Source organism: Pedobacter sp. GW821-FHT01D05 (assembly GCF_059422505.1).
This window is the reverse complement of record NZ_JBWKXA010000004.1, coordinates 284717-311269: the sequence shown is the minus strand read 5'-3', so window position 1 is coordinate 311269 and position 26553 is coordinate 284717. Positions and strand designations below refer to the sequence as shown.

At 39.0% G+C, this 26553-nt stretch carries 24 protein-coding genes and 1 riboswitch; of the genes, 12 read left to right on the top strand and 12 right to left on the bottom strand.

The window, feature by feature from the left end:
* Nucleotides 1-38: 38 nt before the first annotated feature.
* Nucleotides 39-683 carry a LutC/YkgG family protein gene (locus tag AC07VK_RS16390; RefSeq protein WP_492953797.1) on the top strand — a complete coding sequence of 215 codons (645 nt, stop codon included), beginning with the start codon at nucleotides 39-41 and terminating at the stop codon, nucleotides 681-683.
* A 63-nt stretch (nucleotides 684-746) separates the two neighbouring features.
* Here the strand turns inward: AC07VK_RS16390 and AC07VK_RS16385 are convergent, their stop codons facing one another.
* Nucleotides 747-1730: a cell envelope integrity TolA family protein gene (locus AC07VK_RS16385; RefSeq protein WP_492961770.1), complete on the bottom strand. Its 984-nt coding sequence runs from the start codon at nucleotides 1728-1730 to the stop codon at nucleotides 747-749.
* A gap of 146 nt (nucleotides 1731-1876) precedes the next feature.
* Here AC07VK_RS16385 and AC07VK_RS16380 point away from each other — a divergent pair, with 146 nt between their 5' ends.
* Both AC07VK_RS16380 and AC07VK_RS16375 read left to right on the top strand, forming a co-directional pair.
* A complete protein-coding gene (locus AC07VK_RS16380; RefSeq protein WP_492962051.1) occupies nucleotides 1877-2119 on the top strand; it encodes a response regulator transcription factor in 243 nt (80 codons plus the stop codon).
* A 71-nt stretch (nucleotides 2120-2190) separates the two neighbouring features.
* Complete coding sequence (locus tag AC07VK_RS16375; RefSeq protein ID WP_492953799.1) at nucleotides 2191-3267, top strand: 3-oxoacyl-ACP synthase III family protein; 1077 nt, start codon at nucleotides 2191-2193, stop codon at nucleotides 3265-3267.
* Here the strand turns inward: AC07VK_RS16375 and AC07VK_RS16370 are convergent.
* The 3 genes from AC07VK_RS16370 to AC07VK_RS16360 form a co-directional block, all read right to left on the bottom strand.
* Nucleotides 3264-4751, bottom strand: coding sequence for a tetratricopeptide repeat protein (locus tag AC07VK_RS16370; protein WP_492961768.1), 1488 nt, complete (start codon nucleotides 4749-4751; stop codon nucleotides 3264-3266). The genes AC07VK_RS16375 and AC07VK_RS16370 overlap by 4 nt on opposite strands.
* A 173-nt stretch (nucleotides 4752-4924) precedes the next feature.
* Nucleotides 4925-5668, bottom strand: a complete 744-nt coding sequence (locus AC07VK_RS16365; RefSeq protein WP_057930982.1) for a zinc ribbon domain-containing protein — start codon at nucleotides 5666-5668, stop codon at nucleotides 4925-4927.
* Nucleotides 5668-6765, bottom strand: coding sequence for a Nif3-like dinuclear metal center hexameric protein (locus AC07VK_RS16360; RefSeq protein ID WP_492961766.1), 1098 nt, complete (start codon nucleotides 6763-6765; stop codon nucleotides 5668-5670). The genes AC07VK_RS16365 and AC07VK_RS16360 overlap by 1 nt, the downstream gene beginning before the upstream one ends.
* A 110-nt stretch (nucleotides 6766-6875) precedes the next feature.
* Between AC07VK_RS16360 and AC07VK_RS16355 the strand changes: the two genes are divergently transcribed.
* The gene (locus AC07VK_RS16355) at nucleotides 6876-7400 is read left to right on the top strand and encodes a hypothetical protein (RefSeq protein ID WP_492961764.1); all 525 of its coding nucleotides are present in this window, start codon (nucleotides 6876-6878) and stop codon (nucleotides 7398-7400) included.
* Between the two features lie 159 nt (nucleotides 7401-7559).
* Here AC07VK_RS16355 and AC07VK_RS16350 read toward each other — a convergent pair whose 3' ends face one another.
* Both AC07VK_RS16350 and AC07VK_RS16345 read right to left on the bottom strand, forming a co-directional pair.
* Nucleotides 7560-7928, bottom strand: coding sequence for a TM2 domain-containing protein (locus AC07VK_RS16350; RefSeq protein ID WP_057930984.1), 369 nt, complete (start codon nucleotides 7926-7928; stop codon nucleotides 7560-7562).
* Nucleotides 7929-7933: 5 nt separating this feature from the next.
* A complete protein-coding gene (locus AC07VK_RS16345) occupies nucleotides 7934-8236 on the bottom strand; it encodes a DUF2752 domain-containing protein (RefSeq protein ID WP_057930985.1) in 303 nt (100 codons plus the stop codon).
* A 231-nt stretch (nucleotides 8237-8467) separates the two neighbouring features.
* Between AC07VK_RS16345 and mfd the strand changes: the two genes are divergently transcribed.
* Nucleotides 8468-11806, top strand: a complete 3339-nt coding sequence (mfd, locus tag AC07VK_RS16340) for a transcription-repair coupling factor (RefSeq protein WP_492961762.1) — start codon at nucleotides 8468-8470, stop codon at nucleotides 11804-11806.
* Nucleotides 11807-11904: 98 nt separating this feature from the next.
* Nucleotides 11905-12126 (top strand): DUF3820 family protein, encoded by a 222-nt coding sequence (locus AC07VK_RS16335; RefSeq protein WP_492953803.1) that lies wholly within the window; start codon nucleotides 11905-11907, stop codon nucleotides 12124-12126.
* Between the two features lie 199 nt (nucleotides 12127-12325).
* Here AC07VK_RS16335 and AC07VK_RS16330 read toward each other — a convergent pair whose 3' ends face one another.
* Both AC07VK_RS16330 and AC07VK_RS16325 read right to left on the bottom strand, forming a co-directional pair.
* Nucleotides 12326-13042 (bottom strand): DsbA family oxidoreductase, encoded by a 717-nt coding sequence (locus tag AC07VK_RS16330; protein ID WP_492953804.1) that lies wholly within the window; start codon nucleotides 13040-13042, stop codon nucleotides 12326-12328.
* A 188-nt stretch (nucleotides 13043-13230) separates the two neighbouring features.
* On the bottom strand, nucleotides 13231-15924 hold the full coding sequence (locus AC07VK_RS16325; protein WP_492961760.1) for a M14 family metallopeptidase: 2694 nt from the start codon (nucleotides 15922-15924) through the stop codon (nucleotides 13231-13233).
* Nucleotides 15925-16049: 125 nt separating this feature from the next.
* Nucleotides 16050-16253: riboswitch (cobalamin riboswitch) on the top strand.
* 195 nt (nucleotides 16254-16448) lie between these two features.
* Here AC07VK_RS16325 and metE point away from each other — a divergent pair.
* The 3 genes from metE to AC07VK_RS16310 all read left to right on the top strand — a co-directional run bounded on the left by metE (nucleotide 16449) and on the right by AC07VK_RS16310 (nucleotide 20183).
* Nucleotides 16449-18782 (top strand): 5-methyltetrahydropteroyltriglutamate--homocysteine S-methyltransferase, encoded by a 2334-nt coding sequence (gene metE, locus AC07VK_RS16320; RefSeq protein WP_492961758.1) that lies wholly within the window; start codon nucleotides 16449-16451, stop codon nucleotides 18780-18782.
* 284 nt (nucleotides 18783-19066) lie between these two features.
* Nucleotides 19067-19453: an acyl-CoA thioesterase gene (locus AC07VK_RS16315; RefSeq protein WP_025141655.1), complete on the top strand. Its 387-nt coding sequence runs from the start codon at nucleotides 19067-19069 to the stop codon at nucleotides 19451-19453.
* A gap of 61 nt (nucleotides 19454-19514) precedes the next feature.
* Nucleotides 19515-20183: a class I SAM-dependent methyltransferase gene (locus AC07VK_RS16310; protein ID WP_492961756.1), complete on the top strand. Its 669-nt coding sequence runs from the start codon at nucleotides 19515-19517 to the stop codon at nucleotides 20181-20183.
* Nucleotides 20184-20505: 322 nt separating this feature from the next.
* On the opposite strand, the gene AC07VK_RS16305 is transcribed toward AC07VK_RS16310, so the two are convergent.
* From AC07VK_RS16305 to AC07VK_RS16295, 3 genes are read right to left on the bottom strand one after another with little or no spacing between them, the layout of a single operon-like run.
* Nucleotides 20506-21315, bottom strand: coding sequence for a phosphatidate cytidylyltransferase (locus tag AC07VK_RS16305; RefSeq protein ID WP_492953808.1), 810 nt, complete (start codon nucleotides 21313-21315; stop codon nucleotides 20506-20508).
* A gap of 43 nt (nucleotides 21316-21358) precedes the next feature.
* Nucleotides 21359-21565, bottom strand: a complete 207-nt coding sequence (locus tag AC07VK_RS16300; RefSeq protein ID WP_184466133.1) for a putative signal transducing protein — start codon at nucleotides 21563-21565, stop codon at nucleotides 21359-21361.
* A complete protein-coding gene (locus AC07VK_RS16295; protein WP_492961754.1) occupies nucleotides 21546-22472 on the bottom strand; it encodes a CPBP family intramembrane glutamic endopeptidase in 927 nt (308 codons plus the stop codon). Before AC07VK_RS16295 ends, AC07VK_RS16300 begins: the two co-directional genes overlap by 20 nt.
* A 43-nt stretch (nucleotides 22473-22515) precedes the next feature.
* Here AC07VK_RS16295 and dusB point away from each other — a divergent pair, with 43 nt between their 5' ends.
* Entirely contained in the window at nucleotides 22516-23523 is a 1008-nt protein-coding gene (dusB, locus tag AC07VK_RS16290; protein ID WP_492961752.1) for a tRNA dihydrouridine synthase DusB, read from the top strand.
* A gap of 36 nt (nucleotides 23524-23559) precedes the next feature.
* Nucleotides 23560-23946 carry a Co2+/Mg2+ efflux facilitator ApaG/CorD gene (gene apaG / locus AC07VK_RS16285; protein WP_029274928.1) on the top strand — a complete coding sequence of 129 codons (387 nt, stop codon included), beginning with the start codon at nucleotides 23560-23562 and terminating at the stop codon, nucleotides 23944-23946.
* 516 nt (nucleotides 23947-24462) lie between these two features.
* On the opposite strand, the gene AC07VK_RS16280 is transcribed toward apaG, so the two are convergent.
* Nucleotides 24463-25158: a zinc metallopeptidase gene (locus tag AC07VK_RS16280; RefSeq protein WP_029274930.1), complete on the bottom strand. Its 696-nt coding sequence runs from the start codon at nucleotides 25156-25158 to the stop codon at nucleotides 24463-24465.
* An 84-nt stretch (nucleotides 25159-25242) separates the two neighbouring features.
* Here AC07VK_RS16280 and AC07VK_RS16275 point away from each other — a divergent pair, with 84 nt between their 5' ends.
* Complete coding sequence (locus AC07VK_RS16275) at nucleotides 25243-26379, top strand: NAD(P)/FAD-dependent oxidoreductase (protein WP_492961749.1); 1137 nt, start codon at nucleotides 25243-25245, stop codon at nucleotides 26377-26379.
* The last annotated feature ends 174 nt before the right edge of the window (nucleotides 26380-26553 follow it).

The window sequence follows — 26553 nt, the reverse complement described above, 5'->3', positions numbered from 1 at the left end:
TACCCTAGTTTAATTATTAGGGTAGCTTTTTTTTTACAATGAAGGATAATACGACAGCAAAAGAACAAATACTAAAAAAGATAAGGAAAGCACTATTAGAGAAGCGCGAAAACCCTTATCCTAATTTAGAAGAAAGTCAATTGTATAAAAAAAATACGGATGAGCTAGAGGTATTATTTGCCGAGCAGCTCACCGCTATATCTGGTAACTTTATTTTCTGCGAAGATGGGATTGATTTCTTTGAAAACATGCTGCAATTGGCCGATAAGTTTAAATGGCGCAAAATATACTGCTGGGAACCAGAACTTCAACAGTTTTTAAGCAAATACGAATTCCCTTTTTACCAAACCGATAAAGATTTTGAACAGGCAGAGGTAGGCATTACCCTTTGCGAAGCCTTAATTGCCCGTAATGGAAGTGTAATGGTAAGCAATAGCGGTGCTGCCGGCAGGAGATTAAGCATTTTCCCACACCACCACATTGTAATTGCAAAAACAAGCCAGCTGGTTTTAGATCTTAAAGATGCTTTTCTTTTATTGAAGAACAAGTATGGTAATCAAATCCCATCAATGATCAGCAACATCACAGGTCCGAGTAGAACTGCCGATATCGAAAAAACATTGGTTTTAGGCGCGCACGGGCCTAAAGAGCTTTTTGTGTTCTTGATTGATGACTTTAGTTAATGGGATGAGCAGATAGACCCCTATTATCTTCCTGTATAAAACCCATCCCATTATACAATAAATCTATCTGGAACTCTGAAACCTTTTCACCACTAACTCACCTGCAGCATTTATGCAATATATGTCTTCATCATAGTTAGAATATCTTCTTGATAGCACCGGTTTTAACCCCTCATCTTCCAGTTTATGGTGATCAAATGTCAAATAAAGTTCTACTCTAGAGCGATCTTTATCCAAAGTGATGGTTTTTTTCGTTTTTACATTGTAAATGTCAACATCCTGAATCCTTCTATAATTATAGCCCCAGCTAGAATCTTCCCCAAAATCCTTGCTTCTACCAATCACGAAATAATCGTTCATTAAATGAAATATGGTACTGATGCTCTTATCATTAAAAAGCCGTTTTCCCTTCAGGTCAACAATATCTACAACCTTTCTCGTTTTACCATTGGTTAAGGTGTTTTCTTCATTCAAAATCACGATTCCTATATTCTTAGGGAAATTATTTTTATTGTCTCCAAAAGCCGCGAAAGTGCTTTCATAATCCTTGCTTTTTAAAACCGTATCACCATTTTCGTTCAAAAAATAGTTTAAGTTTTTACCACTCATCGACATTGATCCTGGATAGTCGGCAAAAAACAATATATCTTTTGTGGGTTTAGATGATGCTTTTTTTACAGGCAATTCAGCCTTTTTGATTGCCTTTACAGGCATTTTTCCCATCGTTACGCGTACTTCGGTTACTTTATTTTTCTCTGCAGTTTCGGCCAGTTTCTTTTTAAAGTCTGCCTCCCTTTCAGCCTTAAGTTTTGCGTTTCGGATCTTACCTGCTTCATAGGCTGCCTTATCATCTGCGATCTTCTTTTTACGGGCGTCCTCATTTTCTTTGTCACAAGCAGGGCACATCAGTTTTCCTTCCGCATTATTCCAGCCTTTAGGTGCAAATCTGCAGTTATAACGGGCATATTCGCTTTTCGAAACATGTGATTGTGCATTTACCACCTGTACCATAAACAGGAGCAAAATAGTAGTTAAGAAACTTTTCATTTTTAAGTCGTTTAATTTGATGTAAAAATAACAGATTAACCAGGGGAGGTATATACCCTTTAATCGGTATATTTAGTGCTTATTATATCCTAATTATTTATGAGGTATTGATTGGTAATTTAAAATAAGCCATTTAATTATCTCAAATCAATATACTAGATAATAATACCGCACATTTTCAAAAAAGCCATAATTTAACAGCAAGGGAAATGGAAATCCTGAAATTAATGAGTGAAGACTATTCCTCACAGCAAATTGCTCAAAAATTATTTATAGCTTTAAACACCGTTGATACTCATCGTAAAAATATGCCGCACAAGCTCAACGTAACTGGAAAAGCTGGGTTATTAAAATTTGCACTTAAAAAAATAAACTCCGCTAATATTTAATTTATTTTCGATTACCGAATATAATTGATATTTTTATACTACATACCGTTTTAGTATGCGGTATTATAATTATGAGCAGAGCAATAAATACGGTAATTACCGGCACTGGAAGTTATATCCCAAAGAATATTATTTCTGGTAGTGAATTCTTAAATTCGACGTTTTTTGAGAATGGTAATCGATTGGAGAAAGAGAATTCAGAGATCATTGATAAATTCTCTGAGATTACGGAAATCGTAGAAAGACGTTACGCCTGCCCCGAGCAGTTAAGCAATCACATTGGCGCAAAGGCCGCAGAAAAAGCCATTGAAAATGCAGGTATTGATAAAGAAACTTTAGATTATATTATATTCTGTCATAATTTTGGCGATATCCCTTTAGGTAGCAACCGCATAGATATTTTACCTTCTTTAGCCTCAAAGGTAAAACAACAATTAGGTATTCAAAATCCAGACTGTGTTGCCTACGATATCATTTTTGGTTGTCCAGGATGGGTTCAAGGTGCGATACAGGCAGATTATTATATTAAAAGCGGAGATGCGAAACGTGTTATGGTTATTGGCGCAGAAACCTTAAGCCGCATTATCGATCCACATGACCGCGATAGTATGATTTTTTCGGATGGTGCCGGAGCCGTAATTTTCGAAGCTGAAGAATCAGCAGAAAAAAGAGGGATATTAGCCCATAAAACAGAAACACATGCCGTTAATTACGGTAATTTACTTACCATGGGCAAGGGATCTCATCCTGATGAGACCAGTGGAAACTTCTATTTAAAAATGAATGGGCGTAAGCTATACGAGTTTGCGGTAATCCAGGTGCCTCAGGTGATTAAAAAGGCCATTGATAAAGCAGGCTTAAGCGTTGAAGATGTAAATATCGTATTTGTTCACCAGGCTAACGGGAAAATGGATACGGCTATCATGAAACGTTTATTTAAGCTTTACGGTAAAGATACAGTGCCAGAAAACCTAGTCCCAATGACGATTTCATGGCTAGGAAACAGTTCGGTAGCCACCGTGCCAACCTTATTAGATCTGGTATTAAAAGGCGAAGTTAAAGGCTATAAAGTTAAGCCTGGCGATGTAGCTGTTTTTGCTTCAGTAGGGGCTGGGATGCACATTAATGCCTTTATACACCGTTTCTAATTCGCTAGCCGTTTTAATCCGGCCCTAGCCTGGCTTTCAATACTGCTTTCGAATTCATGATTTTTCATGGCAATCGCCGTATTGAAAGCCTCTTTCGCTTTTGCGTTATTTTTCCTTCTTTCGTAAAGCTTACCCATCTGCACTGCCGCGTTGGCGGCAAAATAGTATTTTAGATTTTTGCCTTCATTAATTGTCTCCTGATAAGCTGTTAATGCCTGATCGTCTTTCCCTAAATCATCATAAATTCTACCTAAACGGTAATTCAGTTCTGTTTTGTCTTTATCGTTAGTGTAATCCGTTACTTTCTTGTTATCAAGTAGCTGCAAGGCCCTGCTTAAATAACCACCATCAAACAGTAACCGGGCTTTTAACAGGTCAATTGTTGGCGCTCCTGAAGCCGCTTCGGCTTTCGCCTGTTTATCTTTTTCCATGTAAGTGTATCCGTTTTTAACAGCCTTGGCAGCAAATGCCACGTAAGCCGCTTTATCTCCCTTCAGAAGAGAGATCCAGCCCAAATGAAGGTAAGCGTCCTTCACAAAATTAACGCCCTTGGTTGTCTGCAAAAAGCGGTTTAAATACGTTCCTGAGTTAAGGTCCAGTTTGTTCAGGCGAGCAATGCCCTCCAGGTAGTCCAAATATGGAAAAGGCTGATACACGCCCCCTTCAGGCCGCTTAGCTAAAATTGTAATAGCTTCTTCGCTATGTCCGTTTTTAATGCACACATAACTCTGCAAATAACTTTTTAACAAACTGGTATCGGCAATCCGTTCGGTATATTTTATGGTTTTTGCATAGGCCTGGGGGCTATGCGCCACATCGGTTAATACATAGGCATAATAAAACACCACCTCTTCGTAAAAAGGCTCGTAAGACGATTTTGGTAGATTATCAGCCAGTTTTTCGAACATATTTAATCCGTTCTGAAGGTTACCCTTGATTCCAAAAGTAGATAATGCTGTTTTTAAAGCTCCATCCGGAAGATTGCCCAGAACAGCATTAATCAGCCCCAGGCCTTTTAAGTTAAGGTGAAAGTTCGGAAATTTCTTACTGTTCTCCTGCAAAAGACTGTTGGCTTTCTTAACCTCCATCGCAGCATTAAAATATTCACCAAAACGCCCACGGATCAGTGCCCATTGCAAATTAATTTCTGCCTGCGCATATAGGTAATATGGCGAACTTTTATCATCATCACTTATTTGATCTAACCGTGTAGATTTATTTCCCTTTAGGCGATCAAAATCAGCTTTGCTCTCAGATGTTAGGACTGTAAAATAATCTACGTAATTTTCTAAAAGTGGAATAATGGAATTATTGGGGTGCTGTTTTTTTTCGGTAGAGATATAAGCCCTTGCATTGCCTAATTTAAGCTCGAATATACTTTTATAGGCATTTAAGCAATTGTTGTTAAAATCGAAATTTGCAAATAAAGACGCTGGAAGCAGGAGAAGGGCAGAAAGTGCAAAAACAGGGAAGATTTTAGTCATTCGGGAATATATTTCAGTTTGATTCTGCGCTATAGCAACAGTAGTTCACATTTAAACAAATATCTACATTAAACGCTAAAATCATATTCTTGTTTTGTGTAAACGCCAGAAAATAGGTCTAAACAAAAACGTCCCGATTAAATCGGGACGTTCTAATAATTTTATGATGCGGATTAAGCTTCTGCTACTTCGTGCGTTAAAGCTTCATCAACCAAAATACGACCGCAGTGCTCGCAAACGATAATTTTTTTACGTTGGCGGATATCTAACTGACGTTGAGGAGGAATCTGATTAAAGCAGCCTGAGCAAGAATCGCGGTCGATTGTTACTACAGCTAAACCATTTACAGCATTTTTGCGTAAACGTTTGTAGGCCACCAATAAACGCTCTTCGATTTGAGGCTCAGCTTTATCAGCTTTCTTTTGTAAATCCTGCTCTTCTTTTTCAGTTTCAGCAGTAATTACATCAAGCTCGCCTTTTTTAACTTCTAAATCTTTCTTTCTGCCATCTAACTCCGCTTTAGCAGCTTCGTAGATTTCAGTTTTAGAAGTGATTTCGAAACCATGTTCTTTAATTTTCTTTTCAGAAACCTGAATATCTAAACCTTGAATCTCAATTTCTTTCGTTAAAGCATCGTATTCACGGTTGTTTTTAACTTCTTTTAATTGAGTATCGTATCTTTTGATGGCAGCTTGCGCATCTTTAATTGTATTTTTACGGGTTACGATTGAATCCTCAAGATCATCGAGTTCGCCTTTGATTTTTGCAATTCTAGTTTCTAATCCTAAAACGTCATCCTCAAGATCGGCAACTTCCATTGGTAATTCACCACGAACCTGGCGGATCTTATCAATTTTTGTGTGGATATTTTGTAATTCGTATAAAGCCTTTAGCTTTTGTTCTACGGTTTGTTCCATTAAAACAAGTAATTTATGGGGTTTGTATTTTGCTCCGTTAAACGGATTGCAAAGTTAGTAAATTTTTTCTGAATAATTTCAAGCAATAAATTTGAGGTAAATTGTTCAGTTTCAAAGTGTCCGATGTCGGCAATGATCAATTTTTCCTCTGCATCAAAAAACTCGTGATATTTAAAATCTGCGGTAATAAAAGCATCCGCTCCGGCAGCGATGGCCTCTTTTAACAGGAAACTTCCTGAGCCGCCGCAAACCGCTACTTTTTTGATCCTTTTGCCAATTACCTCGGTGTGCCTAACCACTTTGGCCTGCATTCTATCTTTTACCAAATGTAAAAAATCATAAGCATCCATATCGTATTCCAGCCAGCCCACCATACCAGAACCCACCAATTGATGTTTATTTTCGAGTTTGTAAATATCGTAGGCCACTTCTTCGTAAGGATGGTTCTCGAACAAAGCAACCAGAATTTTGCGTTCGGCTTGTGTTGGGTACACCATTTCAATCCGCACCTCAGCCTCCCGGTGGCGAACGCCTCTCTCACCTACAAAAGGATCAGCATCTTCGTTACCTTTAAATGTACCAAAACCATCGGCATTGAAACTGCATTCGCTGTAATTGCCAATGTTCCCTGCTCCGGCATAAAACAATGCCGACCGTAATTGCTCGGCTTGTGCTTGCGGGCAATAAGTAACTAGTTTTTTCAAAAGGCCCGTTTTCGGCGAAAGCACTTTGGTTCCTGTTAAGCCCAAACGCTCACAAATTCTTGCATTTACTCCTGTGTGGATACTATCAAGATTGGTATGGATAGCATAAAGAGCAATATTATTCCTAATCGCCTTTAACACTACGCGCTCTACATAATTTTTACCGTTGAGTTTTTTTAACCCTTTAAAAACGATTGGGTGGTGGGTAATAATCAGATTGCAACCTGTTGAAATCGCTTCATCTACAATTTTTTCTACACAATCTAAAGCCACTAAAGCCCCACGGATTTCCATATTCGGATCACCCACAATCAAACCAGAGTTATCATAATCTTCCTGATAATTAAGTGGCGCTATGTTTTCGAGATAATTGGTAATTTCGGCTAATTTCATTTTCTAAAGATAGAAAAAATGGCGTTTTTGTTAGAAATGAAAATTTAATCTTGGCATAATATGTTTTCGAGTATTAAATTCGTAATTTAAATAGATAACGCCCTCAATCGATGAAAACAAAAGCCCTTAAAATTTCTTTCTTATTATTATTCACCCTAATAACTAGCAAAAGCTATAGTCAAGTTAAATATAGCGCTAAAGCAGAATATGGTCATCTTTATTATGGCTCCCAACTAATAAGATATGACAGAATAGAGCCTTATACAGGTGATTTTTTGACTGGCAAAGGCGGGGGAAACGAAATTAACGTGGTTAATGGCCTCATTATTAATCGCTTTTTATTCGTTGGAATTGGCTTAAGCTACCTTAAATTAAAAAATGCCGATGGGTTAGCTCCAAGTTTTGACGCTGAGCTTTTAGCGGGTCGAAAAAAACTGTGCCCACTCTTTAATTTTAAAATTGGTCAAAGTTTTCTAAAAAACGATCTGGGGAAAAACAAAAGCTCAACATTTGGAGAATTCGACTTTGGTTTGAATTATCGTTTTATTCCAAAACTTAGCGCCTTTGTTAAGGCAGGGATTCAAATTACGCAAAATACTAGTTTTCTATCCATTCGTGGAGGTGTGAGATTTTAGACGTTTACCACAATCTAAAACCAACTGGGACGAAACAAAAAGCCCGCAAACCCAATTTTTCATCGGGTGCGGACTTGTAGTGTATGGCGGGACGAAGATTAATAATTGCGCTGTCTTTGCTTTCCAAAAAAATTATTAAGGATTCTAAAAATGAAAGGTTTACTGAAAACCGCCCATTCTTACCATCTGTAAGCTTTCGAAAACCATTTTCTGGTTATGTTCAAAAGCAAGGGTTTTGTGATTTACCACATCAATGATCGATCCGATAAAACATAAACCTGCGGTTAAGAGGTATAAAATACCCATCCCGATCTGCCCGATGATAAACCTTTGCAATCCTGGTACAGCAAATAAACCGATTAAACAGAAAATTAGCATGTCTGATGGATTTTTCCTTTTGCTGCTATAAACCATTAAGAAGTTACGCAACTGTTGCTCGGTTAATCCGGTGGTAGCTTGTTGTAAGTATGAAAATTCTTCTGGCGTTATGCCTGGTAACGACATTAGAGGTGATTGATATATATCCATGGTTGCTATGTATTTGTGGTTGAAATTTTAAACTTGTTTTTATTTTTTATCAATGTGTAAATTCTATAAACTATTATTAAAAGTGCCGGAAACCCAAACCAATGTTCAGAAAAGCTTTCGGTAAACTCGCCATGTAAAATATGACTGATTGACCTGCCTATACCGCATCCCGGACACCAGTCTTTAAAGCCCAAATTGGCTAAAGGACAAAGTGTGAAGTGATGTTCGTGGCTATTCGCTGTTGCCAGTAATACTAAAGCTGCAACCCAGAAAAAAAGTTCTAGTGGAAAGCTTTTGATGTACTTCATTGTTTCACTTTTTATATGGTTTAGAGGTTATAGCGTACCCTTTGTTACATCAATTTGCCCCCTAATCGACGAAAGAGGGATATATTTCGACAAAACGAGTAATGGAATCTAAGAATAAGAACTTATTTCTTTTCCTTTTTTGATTTTCACCTGCAACCCAGCCAAAAATAGTTAAAAAAACCTTTACACAAATTGCAGGTTAATATTAAAAGATAAGCTTATTTTTGTGCCTTGAACATTCGCGATTTAATAAACAGATACAAAACCGACGATAGGGTAACTCAATTTACCAAAGCGTTGAACAGCAGCAAAAACCCAAAGATACAATTAAAGGGATTGGTGGGTTCGGCCGATGCTATTGTTGCCCTGTCTTCTTACTTTATATTACATAAACCCATACTATTCGTTTTACCGGATAGGGAAGAAGCCGCTTATTTTCAGTCTGACTTGGAGAGCGTTTTGGATAAACAGGTTTTATTGTTCCCATCCTCGTACCGTAAATCATTTGATTTTACACAGGTTGATACGGCCAACGTTTTGGCCCGTGCGGAGGTTTTGAACGAACTGAACCACGATTCGGAATACGGAAAAATTGTGGTTTCTTATCCCGAAGCCATCGCCGAAAAGGTTATTGACCGCTCTGCTTTAGAAAAAAACACTTTAGAAATTAGTCTGGGTGCCAAATTGGGCATCGATTTTATCAACGAATTTTTAATTGATTACGATTTCGACAGAAGAGATTTTGTTTACGAACCAGGCCAATTTTCTATCCGTGGCGGTATTGTAGATATATTTTCTTTCTCATCCGATCTTCCTTACCGTATCGAGTTTTTTGGTGATGAGGTAGAAAGTATCAGGAGTTTTGAAATTGAAAGTCAGCTTTCGGTTGCCGATGTTAAGTCGCTTACCATTGTCCCGAATGTTCAGGCGAAATTTTTAACTGAAAGCAACATCAGCATCCTCGATTATATCGATCAGGATACACAACTTTGGTTTAAAGATGTAGAATTTACCCTCGATATTGTTAAAGCGGGCTTTAAAAAGGCTGTTGAACTTTGGAAAGCACTACCAGCGGTAGATAAAAACCAAAATCCCGAATGGATTGATCCAAAATTTGCCTTTACTGACGAAAAGTTACTGGGCGATCATCTTCAGGATTTTCCAATCATCGAATTCGGGAAGCAGTTTTTTTATAAAACCGCCGACCGTTTTGAATTTGAAACCAAACCACAGCCATCGTTTAATAAAGATTTCAACCTACTCATTCACAACCTTAAGGAAAATGAAAAAGAGGGTATTGTTAATTTTATTTTTACCGATTCGCCAAAACAGATTGAGCGTTTATATGCCATTTTAGAGGATATTGATAAAACGGCCAAGTTTACGCCGATCAATAGCATGTTGCGCGAAGGTTTTGTTGATCCGCAGATCCAAACCGCATTTTATACCGATCACCAGATTTTCGATCGATATTATAAATACAAGCTTAAAAAAGGCTATCAGAAAAGTCAGGCCATTACCCTAAAAGATCTTCGGGAACTAAAATCCGGCGATTACGTTACCCACATCGATCATGGCATCGGCAAATATGCCGGGCTTGAAAAGGTTGAGGTAAATGGAAAAACACAAGAAATGATCCGTTTAATCTATGCGGATAACGACCTGCTTTATGTAAACATCAACTCGTTAAACCGCATTGCCAAATACAGCGGCAAGGAAAGCGGAGTACCCAAAATGAATAAACTGGGTACCGATGCCTGGGATAAGCTAAAAAAAACTACTAAAAAAAAAGTTAAAGATATCGCCAGGGATTTGATCAAGCTTTATGCTTTGCGCAAAACCCAGGCTGGAACGGCATTTTCGCCAGATAGCTATTTACAAACTGAATTGGAGGCTTCTTTTATTTACGAAGATACCCCCGATCAGTTAAAAGCTACCCAGGATGTGAAAAAGGATATGGAATCGCCGCATCCAATGGATCGTTTGGTATGTGGTGATGTTGGCTTCGGAAAAACAGAGATTGCAGTACGTGCGGCATTTAAAGCGGTAGCAGAAGGTAAACAGGCAGCGATCCTGGTACCAACAACCATATTGGCCTTACAGCATTTCAAAACTTTTTCGTCACGCTTAAAAGATTTCCCGGTTACAGTTGATTACATTAACCGTTTTAAAACCAGTAAGCAGATTAAGGACACGTTGGCCGAAGCAGCTGCAGGCAAAGTTGATATTTTAATCGGCACACACCGTTTGCTGAGCAAAGATGTAAAGTTTAAGGATCTCGGCATCATGATTATTGATGAAGAGCAAAAATTTGGCGTTACTGCAAAAGAAAGGTTAAAAGCTGTAAGGGTAAACGTTGATACTTTAACACTTACCGCGACTCCGATCCCGAGAACGCTGCATTTTTCTTTGATGGGGGCAAGGGATTTATCCATCATCAGTACACCGCCACCAAACCGGCAACCGGTGAGTACTGAATTGCATGTTTTTAATGATAAACTGATTCAAGAGGCTGTTCAGTTCGAATTAGACCGCGGCGGACAGGTTTTCTTTATCCATAACCGGGTAAACGACCTGATGCAATTGGGTGGATTGATCCAGAAACTGGTTCCAAAAGCCAGGATCGGTATTGCACATGGCCAGCTAGATGGCGACGCACTGGAAGATGTAATGCTCGATTTTATTAATGGTGAAAAAGATGTTTTGGTGGCTACCACGATTATTGAGGCTGGTTTAGATATCCCAAATGCCAATACCATCATTATTAACCATGCACATATGTTTGGTTTAAGTGATCTCCACCAGATGCGTGGCCGGGTAGGCAGGAGCAACAAAAAAGCTTTCTGTTATTTACTTTCACCGCCATTATCTACTTTAACTTCTGAAGCCCGGAAGCGTTTAAGTGCCATTGAAGAATTTTCTGACCTGGGAAGCGGCTTTAACGTAGCCATGCGGGATTTGGATATCCGTGGAAGTGGAAATTTATTGGGCGCCGAACAAAGTGGCTTTATTGCGGAAATCGGTTTTGAGATGTACCACAAAATTTTGGACGAGGCTATTCAAGAATTAAAAGAAGCCGAGTTTAAAGGCCTGTTCGAAAATGAACCTGCCCGTCCGTTTGTGGGCTTTACGCAGGTAGATACCGATCTGGAATTGTACATTCCGGATGCTTATATCACCAATATTACCGAGCGTTACAATTTATATACCGAGCTTTCTAAACTCAATAACGAAGCAGAATTAGCTATTTTTGAAAAACATTTGGCCGACCGTTTTGGTCCGGTTCCGCCACAGGTAAAAACCATGCTCAGCGTGGTACGTTTGCAATGGTTGGGCAAGAAATTAGGCTTCGAGAAAATTAGTTTCAAGAAAAACAGCTTAAGAGGATATTTCTTAAGCGATAAACAATCTGCTTATTTCGATTCGAATACCTTTACCAAGATTTTAAATTTTGCACAGAACCATCCACGTATGTGTAATTTAAAAGAGGTAAAAAACACCTTAAGGATTGCTTTCGATAACATAAGTACCGTTGAAGAAGCGATTGAAACTTTAGAACTTATCGACTAAAAACATTAATTCAGTCAATAGACTGACTCAATTAACGTTAATTTGATCAACGAACTGACTGATTTAATGTTTTTAAACTTAGTTTATCTTAAAATGAAATGTTAGATCCAACCTTATTGCTCGATTTAGTGAAAATGCAAATGCCTTATGGAAAATATAAAGGTTATCTGATCTGCAATATCCCTGAAAGTTATTTGCTTTGGTATAAGGATAAAGGCTTCCCGAAAGGAAAATTGGGCGATTTAATGGCTACCATGTTCGAAATACGCGTGAATGGATTAGAGTATCTGTTAACGCCGTTGAAGAACCAGCCACGGTAAATATCCCGAGCGATCGTCATCCTGAGCGGAGTCGAAGGACCGAAAACGATCGTCCTTCTGAACTTGTTTCAGGATCTAATTCATAATTAACGCAATAGATGCTGAAATAAATTTACTGCGTAGCTTTCCGCTGCGCTAAAGGTCAGCATGACGAGTTGGGTAAAATCTGCGTTGATCAGCTTAATCTGCGGGAAAAAGGCTATATCTCACACCCATTTTCATCACAAACTGCATCATCATTTTTATTTAATGAGGTTATTGTGGTTTTAGGTTGAGCTTCTTTCCATTCGGTAAAACTTTGAGTAAGTGCATCGGTAAATGCCTGAACAGGTTGAGCACCCGAAACACCATACTTGCGGTCCATTACAAAATAAGGTACACCGCGGATCCCTAAATTCTGGCTTTCATAAATATCGTAACGGACAGCTTCAGCAAACTCATTTCCATTCAAAACTGATTCAACCTCATCCTTATCCAAACCTATTTCTATAGCAAGATCAATCAAAACACTCGTTTCACCGATATTTTTACTGTTTACAAAATGCGCTTCAAACAGTTTTTCTTCAGCTAAATCCTGAAGATTATGTTTTGCCGCCAAATGGATCAAACGATGAGCATTAAAGGTATTGGCAGGAATATTCGTATCAAAATCTATCTTCAAACCGGCGTTTGCAGCCATATCGACCACCTGCTTGGTCATTTGTTTAGCCTGCTCAATTGGCATTCCCTTGCTTCGCGAAAGGTAATCGTAAACGGATTCATTATTGGTATTGTGATACTCAGGATTGAGCTGATAGCTCTTCCAATCGACTTCAATTTCATTTTTGAACGGCAATTTTTCTATCGCCTGCTCAAAATGTCTTTTCCCGATATAGCAAAACGGACACATCACGTCCGACCAGATTTCTACTTTCATAACACAAAATTAAGGTGATTAAAGTTGGGTAAAGTAAGATCAAAGTAAAAAGCCACTATCGTTTAGGGTAGTGGCTTTCTATATTAATATAGAATTGTCATCCTGAGCCTGTCGAAGGATAGAAATAATACGTTTTTAAGCGTTTCGACAAGCTCAACGTGACAAATCCGAGTAATTTATAGATGTGATTACTTATACAACTGGTTAAATATCAGCTTAAAAGTGCCATGTGTTTGTGCCCTAAAAGCAATTTCGGGTCCGAAAACAAGCAGCTTGCCTTTACCAACCTTTGCCTCGAAGGCCGTTACCCCATCTTGCAGGTAAGCCTGCCCCCAGGCCCAGCCGCTGCGTAGCGGGGTGGCGTTTTCGAACCACATTAAAGGTTTAATCTTTCCTGCTGCAATAGCGTCGCCTGTGAGCTTAAAAACAGGGCTATTATCAAAGTATACATCAGCCTCCTTTTCCATGCCCCAATTGCTTGGCAAAGTTGTATCTACGCCAACATTTAAAACACTTCCCGGGACATAATATTTTTCAGCTGGCAATCTCTTTTCCTCTCCATTTACGATTTCAACCATTGCATTGCGAACAGGGAGATTTAAATGATAGGCTAAATTGGTACTGCTGCCAATAGTTACAATATTGCCGCCTGCCTCCAAAAATTTCTTTAATTCAGGGATTGATTTGTCTGCGGTGATCCTTCCCAAACGGTTTCTAAATTCCTGAGGAACTTCCTCTGCCTTTGGCCCAAAAAATCTGTTTCCAGCACCTCCCTGTACCGATGGGATCGCACCACCTACAAAAATAATTACATCATACTTAGATTTTAAGTTCCCGGCATCAATATCCTGCGGATAAATTACCGTTGCGTTATAATGATATTGTTCCATTAAAAAGCGCAGCCAGCCCGAAGCCATAGAACCTCCATAGGTATCCCAAAGCGCAATTCTGCCAGCAGAAATTTTAATCTTATCCTTTGGTACGGCCGCGGTTTTGAGTTTAATGTTTGCTTTTTCCAATATGGCTTTCCCTGCTGACGAAACATAAAAATCGCCATTTTCAGTAGAACGGTGAACTTCAATTTTATTTTTCAAAAGATCGTTCACTGCAGTATAAGAATCGTTTTGTGCTGCACTTAACACATAATTTGATCCATTAGGCAATTTATTCTCTGGCTTTAATAATTCTCCGTAAGGGTTTTTCTCAAACGGCCCTGAAAAATCATTTAAAATCCGGTCGAATTTCACATCCATTAAATAAGCTAAAGTCCATCCGGCAGCATCGTATGGTGGAATTGGTGCACCCCCTTCGTATTTAAAATCGTTTGGATGATCTTGCGGCTCGAACATATCCAAAACGTGCGGACGGAAAGCCTGATCGGTTTTTACGACATAACTTCCGACAGGATAATTTTTTCCCGCAACGGAAAATGAAGCGGTTGCTTTTTGAACCACAATACCCGTTCTGATCAAAGCGTTTAAAAATTTAACAGCAGAGTTAAAATCCGGTTGATCGGCACTTAAAATGTATCCGCGGGGATCTCTGTTTGCAGGAGCTTTCATTACCGTATCAAAAGCTTTCATACTGATCTGCCTCCTTGCCCCAAAATCTGCATCACCTCCGGCAATTGGCGCCCCTTTTTCACCTTTAGCCGCGTTATTAATGGCTTCTATTTTTTTTGGAGAAAAAGACCAGGTATCTTTTTTACCACGTTCTATCGAATTTCTGCCCATCTGGTAAATGTTGTACAACAATTCGTCGCGATAGCGTTGCGCATAGTTTAAAACGGCATAGTTTAACGATACCGAATAATCGATCGAGTTTTTAAAATACCACTTCCTCGGGGTAATCGGGTTTGGTGAATCGCCGTTAGGCAATAATCTCGAAGGAACTAACGGAATTTCAGAAGGCGTAGGGTTCCCGATAATCTCGGTCAGGAGCCCAATCATATTATGAAAATAAGTGGTGGTTCTTAAACCGCCATTGTACCAGGTAGAGTAAACCGATCCTCCACGTTGAGTATAACCAGGTTTGTTTTCTACATTCATGCGGTTGTGCATGGCCGCACCAACGGCATCTAAACTGGTTAATAACGTTGGGTCAAAAACATAATTGAAAGGATCGCGGTAGGGAGGCCCGGCAACGACGGTTCCTGCAGGGCCAGCCTGATGGTGGTTATACATAATCTGCGGAATCCATTCTACAAAAAGCTGACGGCCGATATTCTGCGTTTCTTTAAGGTTTAACATAAAGAAATCGCGGTTGTTATCATGACCTGCATATTTTTCATACAAAACAGGCAAACCTGAGGTTGTTCTTTTCTTTGGGTCTTTCTCCCTCATGTACCAATTGCCCACCAGTTCTTGCCCGTCAGGGTTGGCATGGGTAAACAAAATGATTACGTTATCCAAAATGCGCAGGGTTTCAGCGTCTTTTCTGGAGGCAAACTCATAAGCAGTTTCGATCAGCTGATGTGCACCCACCACCTCGTTGGCGTGCAGGCCACCATCAATCCAAACTACTGCTTTACCTTCCTGGGCCAATGCTTTTGCCTGCTCCGCTGTAATTTCTGCGTGTGCCAGTTGTTGCGAAATTTCCTTGTAACGATCTAATTTCTTGAGGTTTTCTGGTGAAGAAACGATTAACATGTATTGACTTCTGCCTTCTTCGGTTTTGCCAATATCAACCAGTTTAATGCGGTCAGAACTTGCCGCGAGTTTCTTAAAATAAGCTTCTGTTTGGGTATAATTGGCCAATTGATAATCGTCGCCGATATCAAAACCAAAATGCGATTTAGGCGTTGGCACTTCCTGCGCCAGCACCGCACAGCTATTTACCAGTAAAAAAGCAATAAAAAGCCTTTTAAAGTAGATTTTTATCATAATAAAGTTTAGTTAGGTAATCAAATATAATAGAGAATAAGCGCTAAAAACGGCTTGCTGTAAATTTGTTACAAGTTTTAAATCCTAATCCATACATTTGCCTTGATGTAAGTTCTTAACTTTATTTTTCATCAACCGATACAGGTTCCCGGAATTACACCCGGGATTAATAGGGAATCGTGTGCAAATCACGAGCTGTCGCGCAACTGTAAATTCTGTCTTTAAAAAGACAACGGTCTTATCATTCATGCCACTGTGCCGTTTACCGGTATGGGAAGGCGATAAGATCGGGAATAAGTCAGGAGACCTGCCTATATTGAATTGACGGTGCTTTCGCGTTATAAAGTAATTGGTCAGGTCTGATTGTACACCATAAAATTAAACATTTTATATGCTTGCTTTAAGCTTTTTGCTGATGAGTAGGCTGCTTGTGCGCGAACCTTTCCTCTTTATTTCTAACAAAAAACATTATAAAATATTGCTATGAGCTTTTAAACGATTTATTTACTTAATCTTTAAAAGAGATGCTAACGCAAAATCTGGGCTATCCGCGAATAGGTAGCCAAAGGGAATTAAAGAAAATCTGCGAAAATTACTGGGCAGATAAAACTGGGTACAAAAATGTACTTCAGGTGGGAAAAAACATTCGCCACGAAAACTGGAACCTTCAAAAAGAAGCTGGAATTGACCTCATTCCTTCGAACGACTTTTCTTTTTATGATCATGTCCTTGATCATTCTTTAACTTTTGGGGCCATTCCGAAAAGGTATAACGAAGTGATATTGAAAAAAGGAAATTCAGAGCTTGATCTCTATTTTGCCATGGCAAGAGGTTATCAAAAAGAGGGATTGGATGTGGTAGCAATGGAAATGACCAAATGGTTCGATACCAATTACCATTACATTGTTCCTGAATTTTACAAAGACCAGCCTTTTAAACTTTTCTCTACCAAAATTATCGATGAGTTTTACGAAGCAAAACAATTGGGCATTACTACAAAACCTGTTTTAATCGGCCCGGTATCTTACCTTTTATTGGGAAAAGAAAAAGAAGCTGGTTTCGAAAAAATCGATCTGATCAAAAATCTCCTTCCGGTTTATATCGAGATATTATCCCGCTTAGATGCTTTGGATGTTGAATATGTTCAGTTTGATGAGCCTTTTTTGACTTTAGACCTTACCGAAAAAGACAAGAAAGCTTACGAATATGCCTATAAAGAGATCAGAAAGGCTTTTCCAAGGATAAAAATTGTTTTGGCTACCTATTTCGAAGGCTTGGGCAATAATTTAGCTTTAACAACTTCATTACCAGTAAATGTTTTACACATCGATCTGGTACGTGCTGAAGGTCAATTGACGGAGGTTTTAGCTTCACTAAAGGAAGATACTATCCTTTCGTTAGGTTTGGTAGACGGAAGAAACATCTGGAAAAATGATTTCGAAAAATCTGTTTCCATCATTAATCAAGTAGTAGAAAAAAGAGGCCTGGATAAAGTGTGGATCGCCCCATCTTGTTCCTTAATCCACTCACCCGTTGATTTAGACAATGAAACCAATGAGCAAAACCTTTCGGCCGAAATTAAACAGTGGCTGGCTTATGCGAAACAAAAAATTGCGGAGGTAGCTACCCTAAAAAAACTGATCACCAACGAAAGCCCTGCATCTACCCTGCAAAAACTTGAGGAAAATAAGATCGCGATTGCTAACCGTAAAGTTTCTAAAATCATCCACAATCCCGAAGTTAAACAACGTGTTTTAGGATTAAAAGAGCAGGATGCAGAACGCTTAAGTCCATTTTCGAGCAGAAAAATTAAACAACAGGAACTCAATCTGCCAAGTTACGCCACTACTACCATCGGATCATTTCCACAAACGGCAGAGGTAAGAAGCTGGAGAGCAAAGCTTAAAAACGGAACTTTTACCGTTGAAGAATATGATGATCTCATTGCGAAAGAAACTGCAAAAGCCGTAAACTGGCAGGAAGAGATCGATCTGGATGTTTTGGTTCATGGCGAATTTGAGCGCAACGACATGGTTGAATACTTCGGTGAACAGCTAGATGGTTTTGCTTTCTCTAAAAATGGCTGGGTACAGAGTTATGGCTCACGCTGCGTAAAACCACCGATCATTTTTGGTGATGTTTCGCGGCCGAAACCTATGACGGTAAAATGGACCGCCTATGCGCAGTCGCTCACCTCAAAATACATGAAAGGTATGCTAACAGGACCGGTAACGATTTTACAATGGTCGTTTGTACGTAATGATCAACCTCGATCAGAAACCTGCACTCAAATTGCCCTGGCCATCCGCGATGAGGTTTGTGATCTGGAAAATGCAGGGATAAAAATCATTCAGATTGATGAGCCAGCCATTAGAGAGGGTTTACCATTGCGCAAAGCTGATTGGCAAAACTATTTGAACTGGGCGGTTAAAGCCTTTAAAATTTCGGCGAGTGGTGTGAAAGACGACACACAGATCCATACCCACATGTGCTACTCGGAGTTTAACGATATCATCCAAAACATTGCCGATATGGATGCCGATGTAATCACCATCGAAACCTCACGCTCGCAGATGGAATTATTAGATGCATTTGCCGATTTTAAATATCCAAACGAAATTGGCCCCGGGGTATACGATATTCACTCTCCAAGGGTTCCGAAGAGGGAAGAAATGGTTCAGTTGCTCAAAAAAGCAAAAGCTGTTATTCCCTCCGAGCAACTCTGGGTAAACCCCGATTGTGGTTTAAAAACCCGCGGATGGGACGAAACCAAAAAGGCACTAATAGAAATGGTTGAAGCCGCAAAAGAAATGCGTAAAGCCGAAGAGGTACTTGCTGCAGATCTTCAGGTGAATTAATTCTAATTTTGTCACACAGAAACCAATACTATTAAGTTAAGAATTCGATTGTTGTCAGTCTGAGCTTGTCGAAGACCCTTATCGTGAAATAACTAAAAAGACTGTCCTTCGACAAGCTCAGGATGACATGTTTTTAGTTATTTCGCTACTTAATTGCATTACTGAAAGCACATTTTTTTACATTTCAGTATCCATTTCTCAAGGCAAATCTTTTAATTTGGCAATTTTCTACTAAAAATAGCTAGAAAGTTGCCAAAGCTTTTTACAGCACCTATATTTAACCCATGACCCTAGAAGAAAGAATAGAAAATTCTAAAACCAGCATTTTTAAAGCCGTTTTCCCCAATACAACAAACCATTACGATACCCTTTTTGGCGGAACAGCCATGCATTTAATGGACGAAGTTGCTTTTATTACCGCAACCCGCTTTAGCCGTCAGATTATGGTTACGGTAAGCAGCGACCGGATAGATTTTAAAAAACCAATTCCGGCAGGCACAATTGTAGAGCTTATCGGTAAGGTAAACCATGTGGGTAATACCAGTTTAAAGGTTAATGTAGAAATTTATATCGAGCAGATGTATGCCGAGGGAAGAGAGTTGGCGGTGCATGGCGATTTTACTTTTGTGGCCATTGATGAAAATAAAAAGCCGGTTCAGGTAATTAAATAATCTTGTAAGCTTTGGCCAAAAAGATGTAAAAATCATAATGCCTAAATTTTTAAATTTGATTATGGAACAGCAACTTTCTGAAGAAGATTTAAAAAATATTGCCAAACAATTGAGTTGTCCTGAAGGTGAACACGGCATTAAAACAGGCGAAATGATGCATGCCAATAATATCGGTATGACGACCGCTGCAATTGATTCACTTGGTCTTCAAAACAATGAAACTGTTTTAGAAATCGGCCATGGTAACGGCGGGCATATTGCTCAACTCTTATCAAAAGCCGAAAACCTCAATTATTTCGGTGCTGATATTTCTGCAACCATTATTGCCGAAGCCGAAAAGATCAATCAGGATTTCATAACAAAAGGAAAGGTTCACTTTCAGCTAACAGATGGCATTACATTGCCCTTTGATGATGATCGCTTTGAAAAAATTTTTACGGTTAATACGATATACTTCTGGACAAATCCAAGTGAATACCTCAACGAAATTAAGCGAATATTAAAACCTAAGGGCACTTTAACTATATGTTTTGCTGATAAAACTTTCATGCAAACCCTCCCTTTTACCCCTTATGGATTTACACTTTACGAGGTAGAAACCGTAAAAGAATTATTAGAAAAAGCAGGTCTTACCATTAAAAATACCCTTAAAAAATTAGAGCGGATACAAAGTAAAACTGGCGAACAGGTAGAAAGAGCTTACTATGTTTTAGTTGCCTCTGCTGAATAGAATTATAAAGAATATATAGAGGGCTGTCTCATAAATTGTATTTGCTTCGAATTTGTCACGTTGTCCAAAGGACTCCTACGGAGAGCCTGTCGAAACGTCTTGTGAGAAATCTAAACAGGTCCTTCGACAAGCTCAGGATGACAATCTATATTTATGATACAGCTTCTTCGCAAGAATAGCGATTGTATCGTTTTGGTTGCAACTACACTATAAATGTAATCTTATTCATTCCCGTTAAAACGACTATAATAGATAGGCTTAAACACAGTATTCAAATCCGTGTTTATCGGTGTACATCTGTGGCTAAAATTTTCTTTTATCTTTAATACAAAATCAAATACAGGTAGGCATAAACTACTGGAGCAGCCAATAACAATCCATCAAAACGATCTAACAAACCACCGTGGCCGGGTAATAAACCACCACTATCTTTCGTATCCAGACTGCGTTTAAGCATCGATTCTACTAAATCGCCCAGTGTACCAAAACTAGCAATCAATACAGCCATGCCGATCCAAACCCAGGCCGGACTTTCGGTAAACAGAAATGATAAGCCAAAAGCGACCAAAACACTGGTGAACATCCCTCCGAAAAAACCTTCCCAGCTTTTCTTTGGAGAGTGGCGCTCGAACAATTTGCGTTTACCATACTTTACCCCAAAAAGATAAGCGCCTGTATCATTTGCCCAAAGCATCAGTAAAAATGCCAGCGGAAGATGAAAGTTATATTCGTTCCAGTTTTTCAAAAAGCCAAGGGCGTGAAAAAAACAGAAAGGAATGGTTACATAAACAAAACCAACAAAAGTATACGAGATGTTGGCAAATGGAATTTTGTTCTTTTTGTATAACTCTGTGATAAAAACCGAGAAAATTAAAGGGATACAAAGCAGCAAATACTTCACATCGTATTTAAGGTAGTGTAAGCCAGCTGCCATTAAAAATACCAATGAGCCAGCTGCCAAACCGATATTACGGTGTGGTCTTATTCCGGAGTTTTTAATCAGTTTGTAAAACTCAAACAATGCCAAAACACTTAAAACAAGATAAAAGATGGTAAAAGTGTAGCTCCCCAGAAGGATAGAGCCAAGCATTACAATGGTAAAAAAGAAAGCGGTTATTGCCCTGGTTTTCATTTAAGGTAAGCGATAAAGGGTGTAAGGTTTAAGATCATTTCTACTATTCAATTTCGTTTTCAACGATGTATTCTATGGCTTTATCGAAATCTACCTTATTCACCAAAACATTTATTTCGCCAATATTATATGCCGAGAGCTGTTTATTTATCGTTACCGCCAGAATTCCGGCTTCTGTTAATCCCTGTTTTAATACCTCGGCCGCAAAGGCATCGCTGGTGGTATATACTTTAACCCAATTTTCGCTCACGTGTTGCGTTATCTTTAAAAATTTTGAACAAAGCTATGGTAATTATTGCACTAATTAAATAGCCATACCATGGAAAACCGATCGGTTCGTCAGCTTTATCAAGTGGCATATGGTGTTTTTGCATATAAAAAGCGGCACAAACCGCATAGGCGTTGTTTATAAAGTGCGCCAGCATGGCATACCAGATACTTCCGCTATAATAATACAGGTAACCAAACCCTGCACCCAACAACATACGTGGCACAAAACCATAAAACTGCACATGGATGGCACTGAAAATTATGGCCGATAACCAAATAGCTAGATGTGGGTTTTCAAAAGCCCTGTTTAACGATCGTTGTACACCTCCACGGAACATTAATTCTTCGCCAATTGCAGGTATTACAGCAATCATAACGAGGTTTACAATGAAATCGAAATTACTGCGTACTGTGATCAATTGAATTGTCATTTTCATTGCAATAGCTTCTTTCTCCTTCATCCACTGTTCTATCTTATGTAAAAAATCGGGCAAAACCATTTTTTGGTTCCATATTACGGTCCATTCCATAAATGGCATACTCAGTATCATAATGGCCAGAACAAGCACAATTAATAAGAATTTTGGTTGCTTGAAAAGATAAAATTCTGTTACTTTTTTCCTTTCTGTTAAGGCCAGGGCAATTGGAGGTAAAATAAATGTTCCGATCGAACTTAATATTTGTATCACTTTAAAACCAGCAATATACTTGGTATCGCCAGCTAAAAGCATGTCCAAATTACTTACGATTCCTAAGCCATACATGAGTAAAACAATGACAACAGCTATAATCCCAAACACAAGTCCACCTGTAACTGCGTAAAATAAAAGTAAAAGTAATTGTAAGAAAGGATTGATTTCCTCCTTGTTAGGTGTTACAAAATTCATTATTTGTACCTTTGTATGTTTTATTAATCGTTGAAGATAGAAAATGTCTGTTAAGATAGGAAATATAGATTTAGGTGAGTTCCCATTATTACTGGCTCCAATGGAGGACGTGAGCGATCCGCCGTTCCGTTATGTATGCAAAAAAAACGGGGCTGATATGATGTACACCGAATTTATTTCTTCGGAGGGCTTGATCCGTGATGCTGCAAAAAGCTTACAAAAGCTCGATATTTTCGAATACGAAAGGCCAATTGGTATCCAGATTTTTGGTGGCGATATCGATCACATGCGTGAAGCCTCAGAAATTGCCTCTGCAGCAGGACCGGACCTGGTTGACATTAATTATGGCTGTCCGGTTAAAAACGTAGTGTGTAAAGGCGCAGGTTCAAGCCTTTTACAGGATATCGATAAAATGGTAAAAATGACCGATGCTGTTGTTAAAGCTTCACATTTGCCGGTTACCGTTAAAACCCGCCTTGGTTGGGATGATAACACCAAAAATGTTTACGAAGTGGCCGAGCGCCTTCAGGACGTAGGCATTCAGGCACTTACCATTCATGGCAGAACAAGAGCGCAGTTATATAAAGGCGAGGCCGATTGGTCACTTATCCGGGAGATTAAACGCAATCCACGCATCAAAATACCGATTTTTGGTAATGGCGATGTAGACAGTCCTGAAAAAGCGGCTAACTGGCGTATGGAATATGAGATAGATGGCATCATGATTGGCCGTGCAGCAATCGGTTACCCATGGATTTTTCGTGAGGTAAAACACTTTTTTAAAACGGGTGAACACCTTGCCGGACCAACTATTGAAGAACGTATTGAAGTTTGCCGTACACATTTAGATAAATCGCTGGAGTGGAAAGGTCCTAAAACCGGAATTTTCGAAATGCGCCGCCATTATGCAAACTATTTTAAAGGCCTCCCAGATTTTAAACCTTACCGTATGCGTTTGGTGGCCGAGCCAGATATCAACAACATTTACAGTATTTTAGAAGAAGTGGCAGAAAAATTTGCCGACTACGACGCCACTAAAGTACTGGCTTGATTTTTGAAAGGTTTTTTTATACATTCGTAAATCATCATGGTTACAGCTATTACAGACGGGGTTAAGGTTTCAGTTGAAACAGTGTACCAGCCAGAATATTCAAATCCGGCCAACGAGCATTATATGTTCGCTTATCGCGTAGAAATTTCTAATCTTTCTGATTATGCTGTGCAATTAATGCGCCGCCAGTGGTTTATTTTCGATTCGAACAGTAGCCGAAGAGAGGTAGAGGGTGAAGGCGTGGTTGGCTTACAACCTATTATTCAACCCGGCGAAACGCATGTATATGTTTCTGGCTGTAATCTGAAAACCGATATGGGCAGCATGAAAGGTGCGTACTTAATGAAACGCGACATTGACGGATCTGAATTCGAAGTTGATATTCCAGAGTTTCAGTTAATCGCTCCTTATAAACTGAATTAATTCTTTGAAAAATCGTCATTTCGACTGAAGTGAAGCGAAATGGAGAAATCTCTGAATCAAATTAATTCTATCGTTGTCTCAACAATGATGTAACAGCAACCAATCTCTTTTATCTATTCTTTAGAAAAGCAACTGCAGCATTCCATTTTAGTGGTAGTCCTGCTTTTTGTTTCAAGTCCTCTCTACATTCTTCGCTCCGGGCTTTTCACGTCAATCAGGTTTAATTTGCAATAATCCTGCTACTATTAATGTTTAATAGCATGGTCCGTATATCATAGTTTCTCTGCACTCTGCAACCCAAAATAGTACAACCTACCCTGCCACCTAAACCCGATCGAAGCGAGATGCCGATTTTTTCTATCGGCAGAAGCGGGAGCGGGACCGGAGCTCACCCAAGCACCACAAAACCTGCTTTACAGAAAAAAGAAAATCATTATTATTTTTTCCAAACTGATACAAACCAAAAACGGCCAAGATTACCCGGCCGTTCTGTGTTTTTCATATTTAGATATCTCTTTAATCTCTGCTTCTTCCAAAAAGCATCGATGCGTAATACAATAAGTTGGCTAATGCACCAACAGCTGCTACCACATAAGTCATCGCTGCCCACCAAAGTGCATCTTTAGCCTGCGCATTTTCTTCTTGCGTTTGCATTACACCATTATTATTTTTTAACCAGGCCAATGCACGGTTACTGGCGTCAAATTCGACTGGTAGGGTAATGATACTAAATATAGTTACCAGTGCTAAACCTACTACACCAATTGCCAAAACAATTGGATTTCCGGTAAAGCCTATTAACAATACGCCAATTAATAATACCCACTGCAAAAGATTAGATGATATACTTACCACCGGAACCATACTGCTTCTTAAATTAAGCCAATTATATGATTTCGCCTGTTGCACGGCATGGCCACATTCGTGAGCCGCTACGGCCGCGGCAGCTACACTTCGGCTATAATACACATCTGTACTTAAATTAACGGTTTTATCTGATGGATTGTAATGATCTGTTAATTGTCCTTCGGTACTCATCACCTTCACGTCGTATATCCCATTATCATGTAACATTCTTTCTGCTACCTCTTTGCCCGATAAACCAGAGCTAAGTTGCATTTCCGCATATTTAGAAAACTTATTTCTAAATCGCCATTGTACAAACATGCTCAGCAATAATACCGGGATGATTAATATTAAATAAACTCCCATTTTCTTTCTGTATGTTTTTCATTTAACACATATCAAAAAGCGTTCCCATATTATTTGACTGTTAAAAAATGGTACATTTATACTATGCCAACAGCATTTTCATATTGGGAGAAGAAGTCATTTTTTACCTACGATATCATTATTATCGGTAGTGGAATTGTGGGTTTAAATGCTGCCATCCAGCTTAAAAAAACTGTTCCAACTTTAAAAATCGCTATACTCGAAAGGGGCTTTTTACCAACAGGTGCCAGCACCAAAAATGCGGGTTTTGCATGCTTCGGTAGTATTTCTGAACTGATTGAACAAGAAGAATGTGCTGGTTTAGATGGCTTGGCATGGCTTATAGAAAAACGCTGGAAGGGCCTACTTAAACTGCGTGATTTATTAGGCGATAAAACCATTGATTACCAATGTTTAGGCGGCTATGAATTATTTAAAAATGATGACATTTTTCTGGCCGACACATGTGTATCCAAAATTGAACATTATAACCGACTTATTAACGATGTTGTTGGCCCCAACGCCTTTGGCCTTGCCAATAAGAAAATTACTTCCTTTGGTTTAGAAAGCATCGGTTCCTTAATCGAAAACCGATACGAAGCACAGATTGATAGCGGTAAAATGATGTTTGCTTTAATTCAATATGCACAAAAACTAGGTATTAGCCTATTTAATAATTGTACGGTTGATCAGATTCAACAAGAAAACAAGGGTACGCAATTGATAACCAAAAACGGAAAATTTTTCTGTAACCGCCTAATTGTAACCACCAATGCCTTTGTAAAAGATTTATTGCCCAGTGTTGATATTAGTCCCGGCCGTGGACAGGTTTTAATTACCAAACCCATTAAAGAACTAAAAATAGCAGGTACCTTCCATTACGATAAAGGTTATTATTACTTTAGGAATATAAATAATAGAGTTTTATTAGGTGGTGGCAGAAATATCGATTTTAAAGCCGAAGAAACCACTGAATTTGGCCAAACCGAGGCGGTTCAACTGGCGTTAGCAGATTTACTAAAAAATGTAATCCTTCCTAAAGGAAATTATGAAATCGATTACTGTTGGAGTGGTATTATGGCTTTTGGAAAAATTATGGAACCACTTATAGAAGAAATTAAGCCAAATATCTTTTGTGCTACGCGGTGCAACGGCATGGGCATAGCCATTGGTTCGCAAACAGGAGAAGATGTAGCGAATTTGTTGTTGAAGAAACTATAATTGTTTTTACCACAGAGGACATCGAGTTGGTTATCCATTTTTAAGTATTCTTACTATAATTGCGTCATCTCGACTGAAGCACAGTCCCGACGTTAAGTCGGGAGAGAGATCTGTAAAATAGATTTAGCTTCGCTGAGCACTTCGTGGTTCTCGACTTCGTTGCACCCGATAGCT